Origin of the sequence: Mesorhizobium sp. LSHC412B00 (assembly GCF_000503035.1) — a bacterium.
In the GTDB taxonomy this organism is placed as follows: Bacteria; Pseudomonadota; Alphaproteobacteria; order Rhizobiales; family Rhizobiaceae; genus Mesorhizobium.
On record NZ_AYWB01000010.1, the window covers coordinates 54,093 to 70,997 of the forward strand.

15 protein-coding genes and 1 pseudogene are annotated in these 16,905 nt (G+C 62.6%); 4 read left to right on the forward strand and 12 right to left on the reverse strand.

What is annotated here, in order from left to right:
- Positions 1–57 precede the first annotated feature (57 nt).
- Together argF and X757_RS146020 are read right to left on the reverse strand one after the other, a co-directional pair.
- Positions 58–969, reverse strand: a complete 912-nt coding sequence (gene argF, locus X757_RS146025) for an ornithine carbamoyltransferase (protein ID WP_023726831.1) — start codon at positions 967–969, stop codon at positions 58–60.
- Between the two features lie 18 nt (positions 970–987).
- A complete protein-coding gene (locus X757_RS146020; RefSeq protein ID WP_023681950.1) occupies positions 988–2,187 on the reverse strand; it encodes an aspartate aminotransferase family protein in 1,200 nt (399 codons plus the stop codon).
- A gap of 358 nt (positions 2,188–2,545) precedes the next feature.
- On the opposite strand from X757_RS146020, the gene X757_RS146015 reads away from it, so the two are divergent.
- On the forward strand, positions 2,546–3,064 hold the full coding sequence (locus X757_RS146015; protein WP_023669627.1) for a GcrA family cell cycle regulator: 519 nt from the start codon (positions 2,546–2,548) through the stop codon (positions 3,062–3,064).
- Positions 3,065–3,168: 104 nt separating this feature from the next.
- Here the strand turns inward: X757_RS146015 and X757_RS146010 are convergent, their stop codons facing one another.
- The 3 genes from X757_RS146010 to X757_RS146000 all read right to left on the reverse strand — a co-directional run bounded on the left by X757_RS146010 (position 3,169) and on the right by X757_RS146000 (position 6,375).
- Positions 3,169–4,176, reverse strand: a complete 1,008-nt coding sequence (locus X757_RS146010) for a magnesium and cobalt transport protein CorA (RefSeq protein ID WP_023669626.1) — start codon at positions 4,174–4,176, stop codon at positions 3,169–3,171.
- Positions 4,177–4,271: 95 nt separating this feature from the next.
- The gene (gene phoU, locus X757_RS146005; protein ID WP_023692535.1) at positions 4,272–4,994 is read right to left on the reverse strand and encodes a phosphate signaling complex protein PhoU; all 723 of its coding nucleotides are present in this window, start codon (positions 4,992–4,994) and stop codon (positions 4,272–4,274) included.
- A 115-nt stretch (positions 4,995–5,109) separates the two neighbouring features.
- On the reverse strand, positions 5,110–6,375 hold the full coding sequence (locus tag X757_RS146000; RefSeq protein WP_023726832.1) for an ATP-binding protein: 1,266 nt from the start codon (positions 6,373–6,375) through the stop codon (positions 5,110–5,112).
- Between the two features lie 102 nt (positions 6,376–6,477).
- Between X757_RS146000 and ppk2 the strand changes: the two genes are divergently transcribed.
- Positions 6,478–7,383 carry a polyphosphate kinase 2 gene (ppk2, locus tag X757_RS145995; RefSeq protein WP_023726833.1) on the forward strand — a complete coding sequence of 302 codons (906 nt, stop codon included), beginning with the start codon at positions 6,478–6,480 and terminating at the stop codon, positions 7,381–7,383.
- 201 nt (positions 7,384–7,584) lie between these two features.
- On the opposite strand, the gene X757_RS145990 is transcribed toward ppk2, so the two are convergent.
- Positions 7,585–8,223 (reverse strand): acyl-homoserine-lactone synthase, encoded by a 639-nt coding sequence (locus X757_RS145990; RefSeq protein WP_023681954.1) that lies wholly within the window; start codon positions 8,221–8,223, stop codon positions 7,585–7,587.
- A gap of 275 nt (positions 8,224–8,498) precedes the next feature.
- On the reverse strand, positions 8,499–9,230 hold the full coding sequence (locus X757_RS145985; RefSeq protein WP_023669621.1) for a LuxR family transcriptional regulator: 732 nt from the start codon (positions 9,228–9,230) through the stop codon (positions 8,499–8,501).
- Positions 9,231–9,526: 296 nt separating this feature from the next.
- Here X757_RS145985 and X757_RS145980 point away from each other — a divergent pair, with 296 nt between their 5' ends.
- Positions 9,527–10,342 carry a transporter substrate-binding domain-containing protein gene (locus X757_RS145980; RefSeq protein WP_050593952.1) on the forward strand — a complete coding sequence of 272 codons (816 nt, stop codon included), beginning with the start codon at positions 9,527–9,529 and terminating at the stop codon, positions 10,340–10,342.
- A gap of 136 nt (positions 10,343–10,478) precedes the next feature.
- Here X757_RS145980 and X757_RS145975 read toward each other — a convergent pair whose 3' ends face one another.
- Complete coding sequence (locus X757_RS145975; protein WP_023688697.1) at positions 10,479–10,892, reverse strand: tellurite resistance TerB family protein; 414 nt, start codon at positions 10,890–10,892, stop codon at positions 10,479–10,481.
- Between the two features lie 156 nt (positions 10,893–11,048).
- Between X757_RS145975 and X757_RS145970 the strand changes: the two genes are divergently transcribed.
- Complete coding sequence (locus tag X757_RS145970) at positions 11,049–12,698, forward strand: lysine--tRNA ligase (RefSeq protein WP_023726835.1); 1,650 nt, start codon at positions 11,049–11,051, stop codon at positions 12,696–12,698.
- Here the strand turns inward: X757_RS145970 and X757_RS145965 are convergent.
- From X757_RS145965 to X757_RS145955, 4 genes and pseudogenes are all read right to left on the reverse strand, one after another.
- Positions 12,661–13,533 carry a thermonuclease family protein gene (locus X757_RS145965; RefSeq protein ID WP_023681958.1) on the reverse strand — a complete coding sequence of 291 codons (873 nt, stop codon included), beginning with the start codon at positions 13,531–13,533 and terminating at the stop codon, positions 12,661–12,663. The two genes, X757_RS145970 and X757_RS145965, sit on opposite strands and share 38 nt — an antisense overlap.
- An 8-nt stretch (positions 13,534–13,541) precedes the next feature.
- On the reverse strand, positions 13,542–14,192 hold the full coding sequence (locus X757_RS145960) for a helix-turn-helix transcriptional regulator (protein WP_023681959.1): 651 nt from the start codon (positions 14,190–14,192) through the stop codon (positions 13,542–13,544).
- Between the two features lie 303 nt (positions 14,193–14,495).
- Positions 14,496–14,656 (reverse strand): annotated as a pseudogene (locus tag X757_RS1000000169735) (thioesterase); the annotation flags it as partial.
- An 11-nt stretch (positions 14,657–14,667) separates the two neighbouring features.
- On the reverse strand, positions 14,668–16,887 hold the full coding sequence (locus tag X757_RS145955; RefSeq protein WP_023726836.1) for a 3-hydroxyacyl-CoA dehydrogenase NAD-binding domain-containing protein: 2,220 nt from the start codon (positions 16,885–16,887) through the stop codon (positions 14,668–14,670).
- Positions 16,888–16,905: the final 18 nt, after the last annotated feature.

The window sequence follows — 16,905 nt, forward strand, 5'->3', positions numbered from 1 at the left end:
ATTTGCGTGATGGGGCGCAAATAGGCATCGCGCCGCCCCGGATCAAGCGCTTGGAGATCAAGCGCCCAGACACCAGGCCAAAACCGCCTTCTGGGCGTGGAGCCGGTTCTCGGCTTCGTCGAAGACCACCGAATGCGGACCGTCGATGACCTCGTCGGTCACTTCCTCGCCGCGGTGCGCCGGCAGGCAGTGCATGAACAGGGCGTCGGGCTTGGCCCTGGCCATCAGCGCCGCATTGACCTGATAGGGCGAGAAGACATTATGGCCGCGGGCGCGGTGTTCCTGGCCCATCGACACCCAGCAGTCGGTGACGATGCAGTCGGCCTCGTCGACGGCCTCTTCGGGCGAGCGGGTGAAGTGCAGCTTGCCGCCATTGCTCTTCGACCAGTCAATGTGCTTCTGCGCCGGCTCGCTGCCTTCCGGCACGGCGACATTGAGGTTGAAGCGGAACCGCGCCGAGGCCTCGAGCAGCGAATGCAGCACGTTGTTGCCGTCGCCGGTCCAGGCGATGGTCTTGCCGGCAACCGGACCGCGATGCTCCTCGAAGGTCATGATGTCGGCCATCAGCTGACAGGGATGGGTGTCGTCGGTCAGCCCGTTGATGACCGGAATCGTGGCATTCTCGGTCAGCTCGAGCAGCCGCTCATGCGACGTGGTGCGGATCATGATGGCGTCGACATAGCGCGACAGCACCTTGGCGGTGTCGGCAATGGTCTCGGAGCGGCCGAGCTGCATTTCGGTGCCGGTCAGCATGATGGTCTCGCCGCCGAGCTGTCGCATGCCAACGTCGAAGGACACGCGCGTGCGCGTCGACGGCTTGTCGAAGATCATGGCCAGCACCTTGCCTTCGAGCGGTTTGGTCCGTTCGCCGGCCTTGAGGCGCGCCTTGCGCACCACCGCATCGTCCAGCATCAGGCGCAGATCGCCTTCGGAAACGGCGGAAAGATCGGTGAAATGGCGAAGGCTCATCGGGAATGGTTCTCGGGATTACTTCGCGGCGGCCGCGGCGATGGCGTCGGTCAGGCCCTTGGCGCCGGCGCGGATGCGATCGAGCGCTTCGCCGATCTCGGCGTCGGTGACGGTCAGCGGCGGCAGCAGACGAATGACGTTGTCGCCTGCCGGCACCGCCAGCAGATGCTGGTCGCGCAGCGCCATGTTGACCTTGGTGTTGGGCATGGCGCATTTCAGGCCAAGCATCAGGCCGCTGCCCCTGATGCCTTCGATGACATCGGGAAATTCGTCGGCGACCGCCGCCAGGCCCTGCTTCATCAGCAATGCCTTGCGCTGGACGTCTTCAAGGAAGCCGTCTTCCAGCACGACGTCGAGCACAGCGTTGCCGACCGCCATGGCCAGCGGATTGCCGCCGAAAGTGGTGCCATGCACGCCTGCCGTCATGCCGACGACAGCGTCGTCGGTGGCGAGGCACGCGCCCATCGGGAAGCCGCCGCCAATGCCCTTGGCAATCGCCATGATGTCTGGCGTCACGCCGGTCCATTCATGCGCGAACAGCTTTCCGGTGCGACCGATACCGCACTGGACCTCATCGAAGATCAGCAGCAGGCCATGCTGGTCGCAGAGCTGCCGCAGCCGCTTCAAGGATTGCGTCGGCACCGGGCGGATGCCGCCCTCGCCCTGTACCGGTTCGATCAGGATCGCGGCGGTCTCTGGTGTGATCGCCTTCTCGGCGGCGTCGATGTCGTCGAAGCCGACCTGGTCGAAGCCTTCGACCTTGGGGCCGAAGCCTTCGAGATATTTGTACTGGCCGCCGGCGGCGATGGTCGCCAGCGTGCGGCCGTGGAAGGCGCCTTCGAAGGTAATGACCCGGAAGCGCTCGGGATGGCCCTTGACGAACTGGTAGCGCCGCGCCGTCTTGATCGCGCATTCGAGCGCCTCGGCGCCGGAATTGGTGAAGAACACCTTGTCGGCGAAGGTGGCGTCAGCCAGCCGCTCGCCGAGCCGGGCCTGCCCCGGGATCTCGTAGAGATTGGAGACGTGCCAGAGCTTGGCCGCCTGTTCGGTCAGCGCCGAGACCAGATGCGGATGGCTGTGGCCCAACGAATTGACCGCGATGCCGCCAGCGAAATCGAGATATCGCTCGCCCTTGTCGGTAACCAGCCAGGTGCCTTCGCCATGGTCGAAGGCCAAAGGGGCGCGGGCAAAGGTCTCGTAAAGCGCCGAACCGCTCATTATATGCGTCTCCGGTACCGGAAAAATCAAAAAAGCCGCCAAAGCGGCGGCCTTTGCGGCTTATCGTGTTTTTCGGCCATGAAGTCAACGAAAACGTCGCGCAGAGGCGCGCGGCAAGCTCCCGACGAGACGCCGGCTCATAAGCGACCGGGCAAGTTGGGGAAAACCTAAAAAACCGATTCGTGTTGCACCTGGGACTCTTGTCACCGAGTCAACACATGAGGTAATTGTAGTCGGGAAATAACTAGATTTCGTGCGGCGGACCTAATCACCTAATATATGTGGTGTCTGCCCCGGCAAAGATTGCCGGGTCGGGAATGGATTCCGGCTGCCGCACACTTAGCAGGAGCGCGGTCTCATGAACTGGACTGACGAGCGGGTCGAACTTCTCAGGAAACTGTGGTCGGAGGGCTTGAGCGCAAGCCAGATCGCCGCACAACTCGGCGGGGTCAGCCGCAACGCGGTCATCGGCAAGGTGCACCGGCTGAAGCTGTCGGGCCGCGGACGCTCGACCGCGACGCCGGCGCGTCAGAAGAAGACAACGCAGGGATCTTCGATCCAGAAATCGGTGCCTCGCGCCGCAACCACGCAGCGCCATGTCACGACGTCGATCGGGGCGAACGCGCTGCAAGCGCAGTTCGACGCCGAGCCAGTGGCGCGCCACTACATCCGCCCGGTCGAAAACGTCGTCGTGCCGATCTCGCGGCATCTGCAGCTCACCGATCTCACCGAGCGCACCTGCAAATGGCCGAATGGCGACCCGCTGTCGGAAGACTTCAACTTCTGCGGCAACGAGGCGGCTGAAACCGGACCTTACTGCAAGTACCACGCAAGGGTGGCGTTCCAGCCGGCTTCAGAGCGGCGCAGAAGCCGGTAGTTAGGAATAGGGATTGGGGACTGGGCAGTAGGGAATGGGGTAGCGCTCGTGAGGCGCTACCTTATTCTGCCTACTGCCTACTGCCTACTGCCTACTGCCTACCATCACAGCCACCCACTCTTCCGAAATCGCCAATACAAAAACGAGCAGATCAGCGCGATCGAGACCAATACGACGGGATAGCCGTATTGCATCTTCAGCTCCGGCATGTCGTCGAAATTCATGCCGTAAATGCCGGCGAGCGCCGTCGGCACCGCCAGGATCGCGGCCCATGAGGCCAGCTTCTTGGTGTTCGCGGTTTCCTGGCTCTGGCCGACCAGCAGGCTGGCTTCGAAAGCGAAGGCCAGAACCTCGCGCAGGCTGTCGATCTTTTCCTGCACGGTGCGGATATGATCGGTGACATCGCGAAACAGCGGATGCATGGCGGTATGGATCTGCGGCAGGTCGGCGCTGGTCAGCCGGCGGCAGACCTCGACCAGCGGCAGCGCCGCATTGCGCAGGCGCAACAGATCGCGGCGCAGCATATAGAGCCGCTCGATGTCGGGACCGGTCATCGGCTTCAGCAGCACCCTGTCCTCGATCGCCTCGACCTCGTCCTCGATCTGCTCGAGCACCGGCATGTAGTTGTCGACGATGAAGTCGAGGATGGCGTAGAGGACGAAATCCTCGCCCTTGGCCAGTGAGTGCGGACAGCTTTCCCAGTGCTGGCGCACGGCGGCGTATGAGGTCGAGGGACCATGCCTGACGCTGACGATATAGCCTGAGCCGACGAACAGATGCGTCTCGCCGAAGGTGACGCGTCCGTCGATCAGCTGTGCAGTGCGGGCAACGATGAACAGCGCATCGCCATATTGCTCGATCTTCGGCCGCTGGTGCGGATGTTCGGCGTCTTCAATCGCCAGCTCATGCAAATGGAATTGCGCCTTGACGCGCAGCAGAAGCTCGCGGTCGGGTTCGAGCAGCCCGATCCAGACGACATGGCCCGACTTCTTGGCCCATTCACCGGCTTCCTCGATCGGAATGTCGGCGATGCGCTTGCCGGCGGTGTAGACGCTCGACGCGATGATGCCGGACGATGCCGGCGCCGGCTTGAACTCTCGGACATATTCCATCGCAGCCTCCTGAGCGCCTGGCCTTGGCCAGGAACCGAGACGCTAACATCCGGGCAGTTTAGCGCAATATGATTACGCGTTCGAGGGGCGCGCGATCACTTCACCGGCAGCGCCGGCAGGGCAACCTTGTCGGTCTTGTCGCCCTTTGGACGCTCGGCCGGCAACTGCTCGCCGGTGACGATGTAGTAGATCGTCTCGGCAATGTTGGTGGCGTGGTCGCCGATGCGCTCGATGTTCTTGGCGCAAAACAGCAGATGCGTGCACGGCGTGATGTTGCGCGGATCTTCCATCATGTAGGTCAAAAGCTCGCGAAACAGCGAGGTGTACATGGCGTCGATCTGGTCGTCGCGGTCGCGAACGAAGCCTATTTTCTCGACCGAGCGCGAGGCATAGACGTCGAGCACTTCCTTGAGCTGGGTCAAAGCGAGTTCGGCCAGCGCCTCGAGGCCGCGAAACAGGCTGGTCGGCTGGCGGCCGTCAATGACGCTGACCACACGCTTGGCGACGTTCTTGGCGAGGTCACCGACCCGTTCGAGGTCGGCCGAAATGCGGATGGCGCCGACGATCTCGCGCAGATCCGTCGCCATGGGCTGGCGCTTGGCGATGATGACGATGGCTTTGTCGTCGATTTCGCGCTGGCCATCGTCAAGCACGATGTCGTCACGAATGACCTTCTGGGCGAGGCCGGGATCGGCATTGACCAGCGCCTGGATCGCCTGCTCGACCATGCGCTCGGCATGGCCGCCCATCGCAGCGATGCGCTTCGCCAGGTATTTCAGCTCTTCGTCATAGGCGCTGACAATGTGTACGGACTGCATGGGCGAAATGCCTTCCTTAAATCTTTGGCCTTTTGAGTCGTTTCCTCGACCCCTGTGCTGATACGCTAGCCGGATGACAGAAAGAAGAAACAGGCAGTTAGCAGATAGTACCGCCTCAGCCTGCCGGCAAATGGACCGTGAACGCCGCGCCCTTGCCAACCTCCGACTTGATCGAAAGCCGGGCGTTGTGGCGCGTCAGAATATGCTTGACGATGGACAGGCCAAGACCGGTGCCTTTCTGCGTGCGGCTGCTCTCCACGTCGACGCGATAGAAGCGCTCGGTAATGCGCGGTATGTGCTCTTCCGGGATGCCCGGGCCGTAGTCCCTGATGGTTACATCGATGCCCGGTTCCGGGCCGGCCTCGCCCCGCGCGATCGACACCGTGACGCGTCCGCCAGGCTGGCCGTATTTGCAGGCGTTTTCCAAGAGATTCTCGAACACCTGGAACAGCTCGTCGCGGTCTCCGGGCACGTCGAGCGGCCCCTCGGCGTAGTCGCGTTCGATGACGACGCCGTTCTCGCTGGCGAGCGGGCCTAGTGAATCGATGACGCTGTCGATGGTCTGGCGCAGATCGACCTCGGTTCCCGGCCTCAGGTAAGGCTTCATTTCAAGCCTCGACAGCGACAGGAGATCGTCGATGAGGCGCGCCATGCGGCCGGTCTGGTTCTGCATGATCTGCAGGAACTGCTCGCGCGCCGCCGGATCGTTGCGGGCCGGGCCGCGCAACGTCTCGATGAAGCCCGAGATTGAAGCAAGCGGGGTGCGCAACTCGTGGCTGGCATTGGCTATGAAGTCAGCGCGCATGCGGTCGATGCGGCGCGTCTCACTCTGGTCCTTGAATACCAGCACATAGAGATCGGTGGCGTGGCCGACCGAGGACGCGCTGACCCGGTAGGCCCGTTCCACCGGCAGCTTCTCGGTGTAGTCGACGGCATCGGAGGCAACGGTTCCCGACAGCACGCCGTCCAGCAAGGCCTGCATTTCCGGCGCGCGGAATTTTAGCGACAGCGACAGGCCGGGCGCGATACCGACAAAGGCGGCAAAGGCGGCGGCATTGGCGTGGACGATGGTGGCGGTGCGGTCGAAGATGATCAGCGGATCGGCAACGGCAGCCGCAAGATATTCCCCGGAAAGCCGCTGCAGCCCACTCGCCTCGATCGTGGCAATGGTCTCAGCGGACCGGCTGGCGCCACCGGTTGGCAGAAGCGCGGCGGCCAGCAGCACCGTCAACGCAGCCAGGACCACATAGGCGGAGATACCGGCAAACCCATAAACGGCCATGATGGCGATCGCACCGGCGGCAAGCAGCCATCGGCTGTTCCACAGCCGGCCGGCGACGGCTTGCCCCGTGGTTGTCCGCTCTGCGCCGGTGTCAGCCATTCGTGCTTTCCGTGCTTCTGTGCCGGTCTCGCCGAAACTTCCGCTGGACCGGGTTTGAGGCCCCCCATAGCATGAGTCCGCAAGCTGGAAAGGTTCGTCTCGATGAAAAAAGCCAAGGAAAGTCCCGCCGCAGAGCCGGCAAAGGGGCCGCTGAAGATCAAGGTGGACGGCAAGGAGCGGGAGTTCGACATCGAAAACCCTGAGCTTCCCAGCTGGATCGAGGACCACAAACTGACGGCAGGCGACTACCCCTACGACAAGAAAATGAAGACCGAGGAGTATGACGAGACGCTGGAGCGGCTGCAGATCGAACTGGTCAAGGCGCAGGCCTGGCTGCAGGCGACCGGCAGCAGACTGATGTCGCTGTTCGAGGGGCGCGATGCCGCCGGCAAGGGCGGCACCATCTCGGTGCTGCGCCAGTATCTCAACCCTCGAACCGCGCGCAACGTGGCGCTGACCAAGCCGACCCCAACCGAAGTCGGGCAATGGTACTACCAGCGCTACGTCGCCCATTTCCCGACATCGGGCGAATTCGTCACCTTCGACCGGTCCTGGTACAACCGCGGCGGCGTCGAGCCGGTGATGGGCTTCTGCACACCGGAACAGCATGCAAAATTCCTCGACGAGACGCCGCATTTCGAGCGGATGATCTCCAACGACGGCATCTATTTCTTCAAATTCTGGCTCAACATCGGCCGCGAAACCCAGCTCGAACGGTTTCACGACCGCCGCTGGTCTCCGCTGAAGAACTGGAAGTTCTCGCCGATCGATATTGCCGGCATTACCAAATGGGACGACTACACCAAGGCGCGCGACCAGATGGTCGAGCGCACGCACAAACAGTTCGCGCCCTGGATCATCGTGCGGGCCAATGACAAGCGACGCTCGCGGCTGGCCGTCATGCGGCGCATCCTGTTGTCACTGCCCTATGATGGGCGCGATCTCGACGCCATCGGCAAGGAAGATAAGAAGATCGTCGGCGAAGGGCCGTCGTTTCTCGAGAAGTAGAGACTGGCCTCGATAGGCAGAGGCTGAAATTACAGAGCCCACCCCCACACGGAGGTGGGCTCTGTGGCCATTGTCTAAAGCGCATCGCATTTGAACGGATTCACGCGACGCGCTTTAGGTCTTTGTTTCATGCATGTCGTTCTCTCAAAACCGGGGCCACTTTGAGCGACATGCATTAAAGCGCGTCGGGTGAAGACAGTCTCACGACGCCTGCCGCATGCCGAGCATGTGGGGGGTGCCCCTGGCCAACACCGGGGCGTGATGGTTGCGGCGCGAACGCACGACATCCAGCGTATGCTCGTTGAAGGTCAGCAGTGTGGCGACGACCTGCTGGTTGCCATAGGTGCGCTGGTAACCGAGCGGCGTCGCCAGGAAGTGCAACTGCAGCGTCCGCAGCACCCACACCGGCTCGACCTCGATAATGACCTGATCGACATTGCGAGCAAGGCCCCATTCGACGAAGCCGGCGATCAGTTCGGTGCCGACCGTAGACACGCCGCGCTTGCCATCGCGAAAGCCTGGCGCCACCGCGTAACGGGTTAGCTCCCAGACATTCGGTCCCGAAGGGCGCTTTCCCTCGCAGAGTTCCGGCATCACATCGCTAAGGAGATGCGGCCGTGTGGTCGGCAGCATCCGATGATAGCCTGCAAGCTCGCCATTGCGTATGACAAGGTGGTGTTCGGCCTCATCATGGTCGAATTGATCGATTTCGAGGCCGTCCGGGCGATCGAGATCGGTCCACCGCATCTCATCGACGAAGACCTTGTAACGCAGGCGATGGACGGCCTCCCATAGGTCGGGACGTTCCATCAGTTGTTGAGTGGTAAGGGAAAATAGCATTAGCCGTCTCCTGGGCTTAAGAGGAAGATACGGCCGGGCTTTCCCGAAAAAATTGCGCGAAGGTGTTGGCAAGGATTTCCAGGCTGCCACAGCCGACATGGCTAATATAGCTGCGTCTAAACGCCTCCGCGATGGCGTGCACCCTGTTGGCGACGCCGAGTCTGCTTTTGGCGTTAAGAAAGCATTAGCCGTCTCAAGAGGACGACAGGGGCCGGTCTTTTCTGAAGATATGACGCCAACAATGCGGCCATAAATTTCGGGCCGCCAGAACCGGCCTAGCTGATATAGCCGTGCCTGACTGCTTCGGCGACTGCCTGCACACGGTTGGCGGCGCCTAGTTTGCTCTTGGCGTTGAGAAGGTGTTTCTCAGAGGTATGCTCCGAGATGCCGAGGATCTGCGAAATCTCCCACTCGGATTTTCCGACCGCCGCCCATTGCAGGCATTCGCGCTCGCGCGGCGTCAATTCAATGTGATCGATAGATTTGCCGGCCGTCGTTTGAAGCTGCATGGCGCGGCCGATGGCATAGGTGGAGGCCAGCGAGACCATTGCGAATTCGGCTTCGGACAGTTCGACCGCCTCACCGCCCAGCGAGACCAGCGCGATCTGGCCTTCGAGCGTGATCAGCGGGAAGGCGAGGCCGTCACGCAGCTTGAACTGGCGGGCGTCGCGCATTACCTCGGCGCTGCTCTTGTCGGCGGGCATGCTTTGAACGGCATCGCGCCATTGGAATGGCGCCCGAAACTGCTTCAAATGGCTGACGACCGGATCGTGGTCGACGTAGTTGCGCGATAAGTAACGCTCCAGCCATTCGCTAGGCCAATCGCAGAGCAGCACATGGTCCTTCGTCTGGCTGCTTGGTGTACCGGGCTGCGGCACCGTTGCGGCTATCAGGGCCGTCAATCCGAAATTCGAGGTGACACTAAGTAGCTGCTCGCACACCGCAGCCGACGTGTCGGCACGCTGCACCCGGTCAATATATTCAAGTGTCCGGTCAAAATAACCCATCGCAACATCTACCCCATGTTGCCTACCGCTCTTGAGACCGATGCTACGTGCCTGCCCCGCACTTAGCCATCAACCCCGGATTGCAAAGCCACATCCTTAGCTTTTCTAACGCCAGCGACCGCCAACCCCGGGCCGACTCTGTGCGGCTATTTGCAACCTCGCCAAAGCATAACCCGAAATTTGCCCTTTGAAATCAAAAACAATTGTGCCTGCGCCGTTTTCGTATCACAAGCCAACGGCCAAGACGGGCGGAGTTTTTTGTGACATCACGCTGGATAACCATCGCCTTGCTGTCGATGCTGATCGGAGTGCAGCCGTTTGCCGGCGCTGTGCGGGCAGCGGAACCGCAGGTGCCGGTGCTTTGGGATGCCAAGGAGCGGCTGCCGAAGCCGGACCTTGCGGCGCTGCCGAGGCTCAGGTTCCTCACCACAACCGATTTCCCGCCCTTCAATTTTCTCGACGGCACGGGCCGACTGTCCGGCTTCCACATCGACCTGGCGCGGGCGATTTGCGCCGAACTCGACATCCCCGACAAATGCCAGATCCAGGCGCTGCCCTGGGCCGAACTCGACGACGCGTTGCAGAAGGGCGAAGGCGAGGCGATCATCGCCGGCATCGCCGCAACGCCGGAGACGCGGGCGAAGTACAGCTTTTCGCGCTCCTATCTACAGTTTCCGGCGCGCTTCATCATGCCGAAGACCAAGGCCTTCGCCGAGCCGATCCTCGACAAATTGCGCTCGAAGCGGGTCGGCGTGCTGGCCGGCTCGGCGCATGAAAAGATGCTGCGCGATTATTTCGGCACCGTGCAGATCATCCGCTTTCAACGGCCGGAAGACCTCTACAGCGACTTGAAGAGCGCCAAGATCGATGCCGCCTTCGGCGACGGCATGCGCTTTTCCTTCTGGCTGGGCGGCACGGACGCCGCCGGTTGCTGCCGCTTCGCCGGTGGACCCTACCTCGCGCCGGAATATCTGGGCTCCGGCATGACCATTGCCACCCGGGCCAGCGACCCAGCGCTGGCCGCAGCCATGGACTACGCGCTGCAGGAGATATCGGTGAAAGGCACCTTCGCCGAATTCTACCTCCGCTATTTCCCGGTCAGTTTCTTCTGATCCGGTTCCAGGTCGTTTCTTCTGATCCGGTTCCCGGTCAGTTTCTTCTGATCCGGTTCCCGGTCAGTTTCTTCTGATCCGGTTCCCGGTCAGCTTTTTCTGATCCGATCCCGGTCAGCTTCCTCTAGGGGCTGGATCAGGTCAGCGTGCGCAGGCGGGCCTTCGCCCCGCGCGCGATGGCCGCGGCAGTCAGCGTGTCGAGATCGAGTTCACGCCGGATCAACTGCAGCACCCGCAATTCCTCCATGCGCATTTCGAGATCGACCGCGGCAACCTCGAAGGCCGCGGCATAGGCGGTGTCGTGCAGCCGTTCGGGCAAAGTCTCGGCGACACGCTCGAGCACGCCTTCCAACCCATCCTTTTCATGCAGCATCTTCTGGCAGTCCTGCGCAATGGCGATCAGCCTGTCCTGCTTGAAATCCTCGAACACCGGCCAGCTGCGGACGACGTCGCCGATGCGCGCCAGTTCGATATCGGTCATGTCGCGATCGGAAGCCGAGGTGATGACCATCAGGTAGATCAGGGCTTCATGGGTGGACGGCAACGGCATTCAAAACTCCTTGATAGTGAGGGTCGAAGGTAGGGACGCCACGGCGCCGTCGCAACGAAAACGCCTGATATCGTTGACGCTCCGCCCTGTCGCGCCTAGAGACCCGGTTGAAAAATCTTACCAGCCGCGAAAGCCGGCCATGACTGGAACTTTGACATGACGGGATCAAACATCGCCGATCTCAACCCCGAAATGCTTGCGGCAGCCGCCGAAAGCAAGGCCTGGCCGTTCGAGGAAGCCAAAAAGATCATCGAGCGCTACAAAGGCGGCGACTTTCCCGAGACCGTCCTGTTCGAGACCGGCTACGGTCCGTCGGGTCTGCCGCATATCGGCACGTTCGGCGAGGTCGCGCGCACCTCGATGGTGCGCCATGCCTTTCACGTGCTGACCGGGAACAAGGTCAAGACCAAGCTGCTCTGCTTCTCCGACGACATGGACGGCATGCGCAAGATTCCCGACAATGTGCCGGATCGCGCAGCGCTCGAGCCCTATCTGCATATGCCGCTGTCGTCGGTGCCCAATCCGTTCGGCGGCGACTATGCGAGCTTTGCCGACCACAACAACGCGATGCTGTGCCGCTTCCTCGACACGTTCGGCTTCGACTACGAATTCGCCAGCGCCACGCAGTACTACAAGGCCGGCCGCTTCGATGCGATGCTGGTGCGCGCCGCCGAGCGCTATGAGCAGATCATGGCGGTGATGCTGCCGACGCTGGGGCCGGAGCGGCAGGCAACCTACAGCCCGTTCCTGCCGATCTCGCCGAAGAGCGGGCGCGTGCTCTACGTGCCGATGAAGCATGTCGACGCCAAGGCCGGCAACATCACCTTCGACGATGAGGGCACCGAGACCACGCTTTCGGTGACCGGCGGGAAGGTCAAGCTGCAGTGGAAGCCGGATTTCGGCATGCGCTGGGCAGCGCTCGGCGTCGATTTCGAAATGTTCGGCAAGGACCACCAGACGAACGCGGTGATCTACGACCGCATCTGCAACATTCTCGGCGGGCGCGCGCCCGAGCATTTCGTCTACGAACTGTTCCTGGACGAGAACGGCCAGAAGATCTCGAAGTCGAAGGGCAACGGGCTGACCATCGACGAATGGCTGCGCTACGCGCCGACCGAAAGCCTCGGCCTCTATATGTATCAGCGGCCAAGGCAGGCGAAAAAGCTCTATTTCGACGTCATCCCACGCGCCGTCGACGAGTACTACACCTTCCTCAACGCCTATCCGCGCCAGGACTGGAAGGAGCGGCTGGGCAATCCGGTCTGGCACATGCATGACGGCAAGCCGCCTTCCATCGACATGCCGGTGCCGTTCTCGCTGCTGCTCAACCTGGTCAGCGCCTCCAACGCGCAAAACAAGGATGTGCTGTGGGGCTTCATCTCGCGCCATGCATCTGGCGTGACGCCAGCGACGCATCCCGAACTCGACCAGCTGGTCGGTTTCGCCATCCGCTACTTCGACGATTTCGTGAAGCCGACGAAGACCTTCCGGCCGGCCGACGATGTCGAACGCGTGGCGCTGGAAGCGCTTGGCAACGCGCTTGCTGGCCTGCCGGCCGGCGCCGACGGCGAAGCGATCCAGAACGCTTCGCTCAACGTGGCGCGCAAGATCGAACGCTATCAGGACCATTCGAAGAAGAGCCCGGACGGCGGCCCTGGTGTCTCGGGCGCTTTCTTCCAGATGATCTACCAGGTGCTGATCGGCCAGGAACGCGGACCGCGCTTCGGTTCGTTCGCAGCCCTCTACGGCATCGCCGAAACCCGCGCGCTCATTGAGCGGGCGCTGGCTGGTCAGCTGGCGGCGTAATTTCCGTCCCGGCCGGCGGCGTGTCTATCGCCGGGGCATCGAGGATCGGTTGCGACGCCGTCGGTGCCACAACAGGCGTTGGCGCCGGTGGCAGGCCGCCAAGATCGGGCGCGGCGCCGAAGACGCCCTTCTTGGCGGCGCGCGCCTTGTCGCCCGCTTCGACATAGGGGCCGGCTGCCGTGGCGCGCGCCCAGCCGTTTTCGACCAGCCACTGGCCGACATCCAGCTTGCCGATGCGGCATTCGGCGGCGATCAGCGCACGGTCGGCCTCCGGCGGCACCTTGCAGGCAACGGCCCGGCCGCGCAGGAAAGACCGGAACGCGGTGCGCGCCCTGATACCGCAAGCCCAGGACTTGCCGCCCTCGGTGCAGGTCTCGTCTTGCCTGACGATGTCGATGCCGGAGACCGTCACGGAATAACCATTGGCTTCGATCAGGCCGGCGGCGGCCGCGACCGGCTGGAACAGTTTTGTTCCTCCCCAGTCGTCGACCGCTCTGCGCCCACGCGGCTTGGGCGGCCCGGCCAGCGCCAGGTCGCTCAGCGGCGCGCGTGGCTCAACCCGTTCAAGTTCTTCTACCGGCAGCGGCGGCGGAGCGATGGCCTCGGGATCGATCGCCCTCGAATGCACCTGAGGCGAGTGCATCGGAGGCTTGACGGGCCGGACCTCGGGGATCGCCGACGTCGCCGGCTCCTCGGGCACGGCCTCGGTGTCCGGGTCGATCTGGTCGACGGTGATGGCGGTGCTTTCGCGATGCAGCGCGCGACCGCCGGCGACGACAATGGCGACCATCACCGGGATCGCCAGGAGGGCTATGAGGATTTGAAGCAGACGCACCGCGAGACCTACTGGCTTGCCCAGACGATCCGCGCCACCCATTCGACATCGCGCATCGCGATGTCGCGGTCCGGGTGGTCGGGGTTGAGCGAAATCAGCACGATCGATTTCGTCGTCTGGCGGTCGAGCACCTTGGCCATGACTTCGCCGGCATTGGTCTTGACGACGACGCGGTCGCCCTTGCGGGTAGCGGCGCCCGGCTCGACGATCAGCACATCGCCATTGCGGTACAGCGGCAGCATGGAATCGCCCTGCACCTTCAACGCATAAGAGGTTTCGGTCGCCCGTGCCGGAAGCTCGACAAGGTCCCAGCCCTGGCCTGAGGGATAGCCGGCATCATCGAAGAAGCCGCCGGCGCCGGCCTGGGCAAAGCCGAGCAGCGGCACCGCCGAACGCTGCGCGGCTACCGAGCCCGAAGCGGCCTTGGCACGGCCTTCGACCAGCCCGGTGAATTCGTCGAGCGAGGCGCCGGTCGCCTCGATGATCTTCGCCAGCGATTCGGTCGACGGCCAGCGCGGCCGTCCATCCGAGGACAGCCGCTTCGATTTGTTGAAAGCGGTGGAGTCCAGACCGGCTCGCCGGGCCAGGCCGGAGGCCGACAACGAATAGCGCTCAGCGAGAGCGTCGATGGCTGCCCAAACTCGGTCATGCGAGAGCAATTCGCTCTCCTCAAAACAGGAAAAAATACCTTTTCCTTCTAACGCGCGGTCATCCGATTGTCCACCGGCGCGCGGCCGATCCCCTAAAAAGCTGTGTGCGGCGAAGTCGTCATGGATGCCTCAAACTGCCTTGGCAAGGCTGCGCAATCCCTGGTCGGAGCTCATGAAACCCCGCTCGGCCTAGGTCGGCGGTCACGGTTGAACGGAGCGGGCAAGCGTACTGTTGGACGCGCCAAGGACGCTGTAGCATTTTGATTTGGCGCATGACCCCGAAAATCGATTCCGATTTTCGGGGTCATGCGCGAGGTCGGCGAGCATCATGTAGCGGGCGTTGTTGAGATGGAGGTTGAAGTCGATCTCGGTCGGCAGGCAGCGAAAAGCCAGTCGGCTTTCGCTACCGACCGCATAAGGCCACGGCGCCTTGCCGTGGCCATCATGCGCGCAAGGCGCCCCCAGACGTACATGGGGCGCTAGCTCAAGCGGCCTTCTTCACCTCGCCTTTCGCATAGGGATCGAAGCGCTGGTAGAAGGTCTCGCCCTTCTCGGCCAGGTCGAGCAGCAGCTTTGGCGCCTTGAACTCGGCGCCGTATTTCTTCTGCAGGCCTTTGGCTATTCTGACGAACTCCCTGGCGCCGATGCCGTCAATATAGGACAGCGCGCCGCCGGTGAATGGCGCGAAACCAAAGGCGAGGATCGACCCGAGATCGGCCTCGCGCGGATCGGTGACGATGCCTTCCTCCATCACCCGGGCCGCTTCCAGCGCAATGGTGACCAGCAGGCGCTGCTGCAGTTCCTCATAATCGACCTTCTCGGCCTCCAGCTGCGGATAGAGATCCTTCAGGCCCGGCCACAGCTTCTTCCTGGCGGGCTTGGCGGGATAGTCGTAAAAACCCTTGCCGTTTTTGCGGCCGAAGCGGCCATGGGTGTCGACCAGCGTGTTGATCAACGCCATCTGCCTGGGGTCGACGGCCTTGTCGCCGAGGTCCCTGATGGTCTGCTTCATGATCTTCTGGGCAAGGTCGATCGCCGTCTCGTCGGTCAGGGCCAGGGGGCCGACCGGCATGCCGGCGGCCTTGGCGGCGTTCTCGATCATCGGCGCCGGAACGCCTTCGATCAGCATCTTGTAGGCTTCCGACATGTAGCGCAGCACGCAGCGGTTGACGTAGAAGCCGCGCGTGTCGTTGACGACGATCGGCGTCTTCTTGATGGCGCGCACGAAATCGATCGCGGTGGCCAGCGCCTTGTCGCCGGTCTTCTTGCCCAAAATGATCTCGACCAGCATCATCTTGTCGACCGGCGAGAAGAAGTGGATGCCGACGAAATTCTTCGGCCGCGCCGAATTCTTGGCCAGTGCGGTGATCGGGATGGTCGAGGTGTTGGAGGCGAAGATCGCCGACGATTTCAGCACGGCTTCGGCCTGCTCGGTGGCAGCCTTCTTGACGGCCGAATCCTCGAACACCGCCTCGACCACCAGATCGCAGCCGGCGAGATCGGCATAGTCGGCCGACGGCGTGATCAGCGACAGAAGTCTGTCCTTCTCCTCGGGCTTGACGCGGCCCTTCTTGACCTGATCGGAGATCAGGCTGTCGGAATGCGTCTTGCCCTTTTCGGCCGACGCCATGTCGCGGTCGAGCAGGACGACCGGGATGCCAGCCTTGGCGGTGACAAAGGCGATGCCGGCGCCCATGAAGCCGGCGCCGAGAATACCGATCTTCTTGAACTTGGTCTCCGGCACGCCGGCCGGGCGGCGGGCGCCCTTGTTGAGCTCCTGCAGCGAGACGAACAGCGAGCGGATCATCGCTGCTGCTTCCTTCGACTGCATGATTTCGGTGAAATAGCGCTGTTCGATCCGCAGACCGGTGTCGAACGGCACCAGCAGGCCTTCATAGACGCATTTCAGGATCGCCGCGGCGGCCGGATAATTGCCGTAGGTCTCGCGGCGCAGGATGGCGATGGCCGGCGGCCACAGATTGAAGCCGGCCGGCGTATAGATTTGGCCGCCAGGCACCTTGAAGCCCTTCTCGTCCCAGGGCTGGACGGCTTTCAGGCCGTTCCTGATCATCGCCTTGGCGGTCTCGATCAGCTTGCCGGGTTCGGCGATCTCGTGGATCAGCCCCATCGCCTTGGCTTTCTGCGGCGACAGCGTCTGGCCGGTGGTCAGCATCTGCAACGCCTGCTGCTGGTCGGTCAGGCGCGGCACGCGTTGGGTGCCACCGGCGCCGGGGAAGATGCCGACCTTGACTTCCGGCAAGGCCATCTTGACCTTTTCGGAGTCAGCGGCAACGCGGCCATGACAGGCCAGCGACAGCTCGAACGCGCCACCCATGCAGGTGCCGTTGATCGCCGAGACCCAAGGCTTGCCCGACGTTTCGAGCTTGCGCCACAAGCCACCCATGCGGCCGGCATTGTCGAACAAAAGCTGTGCCGCCTTCTCCGGGTCCTTGGTCTTCTCCTTGGCAAATACGGCCAGCATCTTCTGCAGCATGGTCAGGTCGGCGCCGCCGGAGAAGCTGTCCTTTCCCGAGGTGATCACCGCGCCCTTGATGGCGGCGTCGGCCACCACATGGTCGATGATCTTCTCGAGCTCGTTCATCACCTCTTCGGTGAAGACGTTCATCGAGCGGTCCGGCATGTTCCAGGTGACCAGCGCGATGCCGTCTGCGTCGGTGTCGACCGTGAAGTTTGTATAAGTCATGTCTCTCTCCTTCCGGCC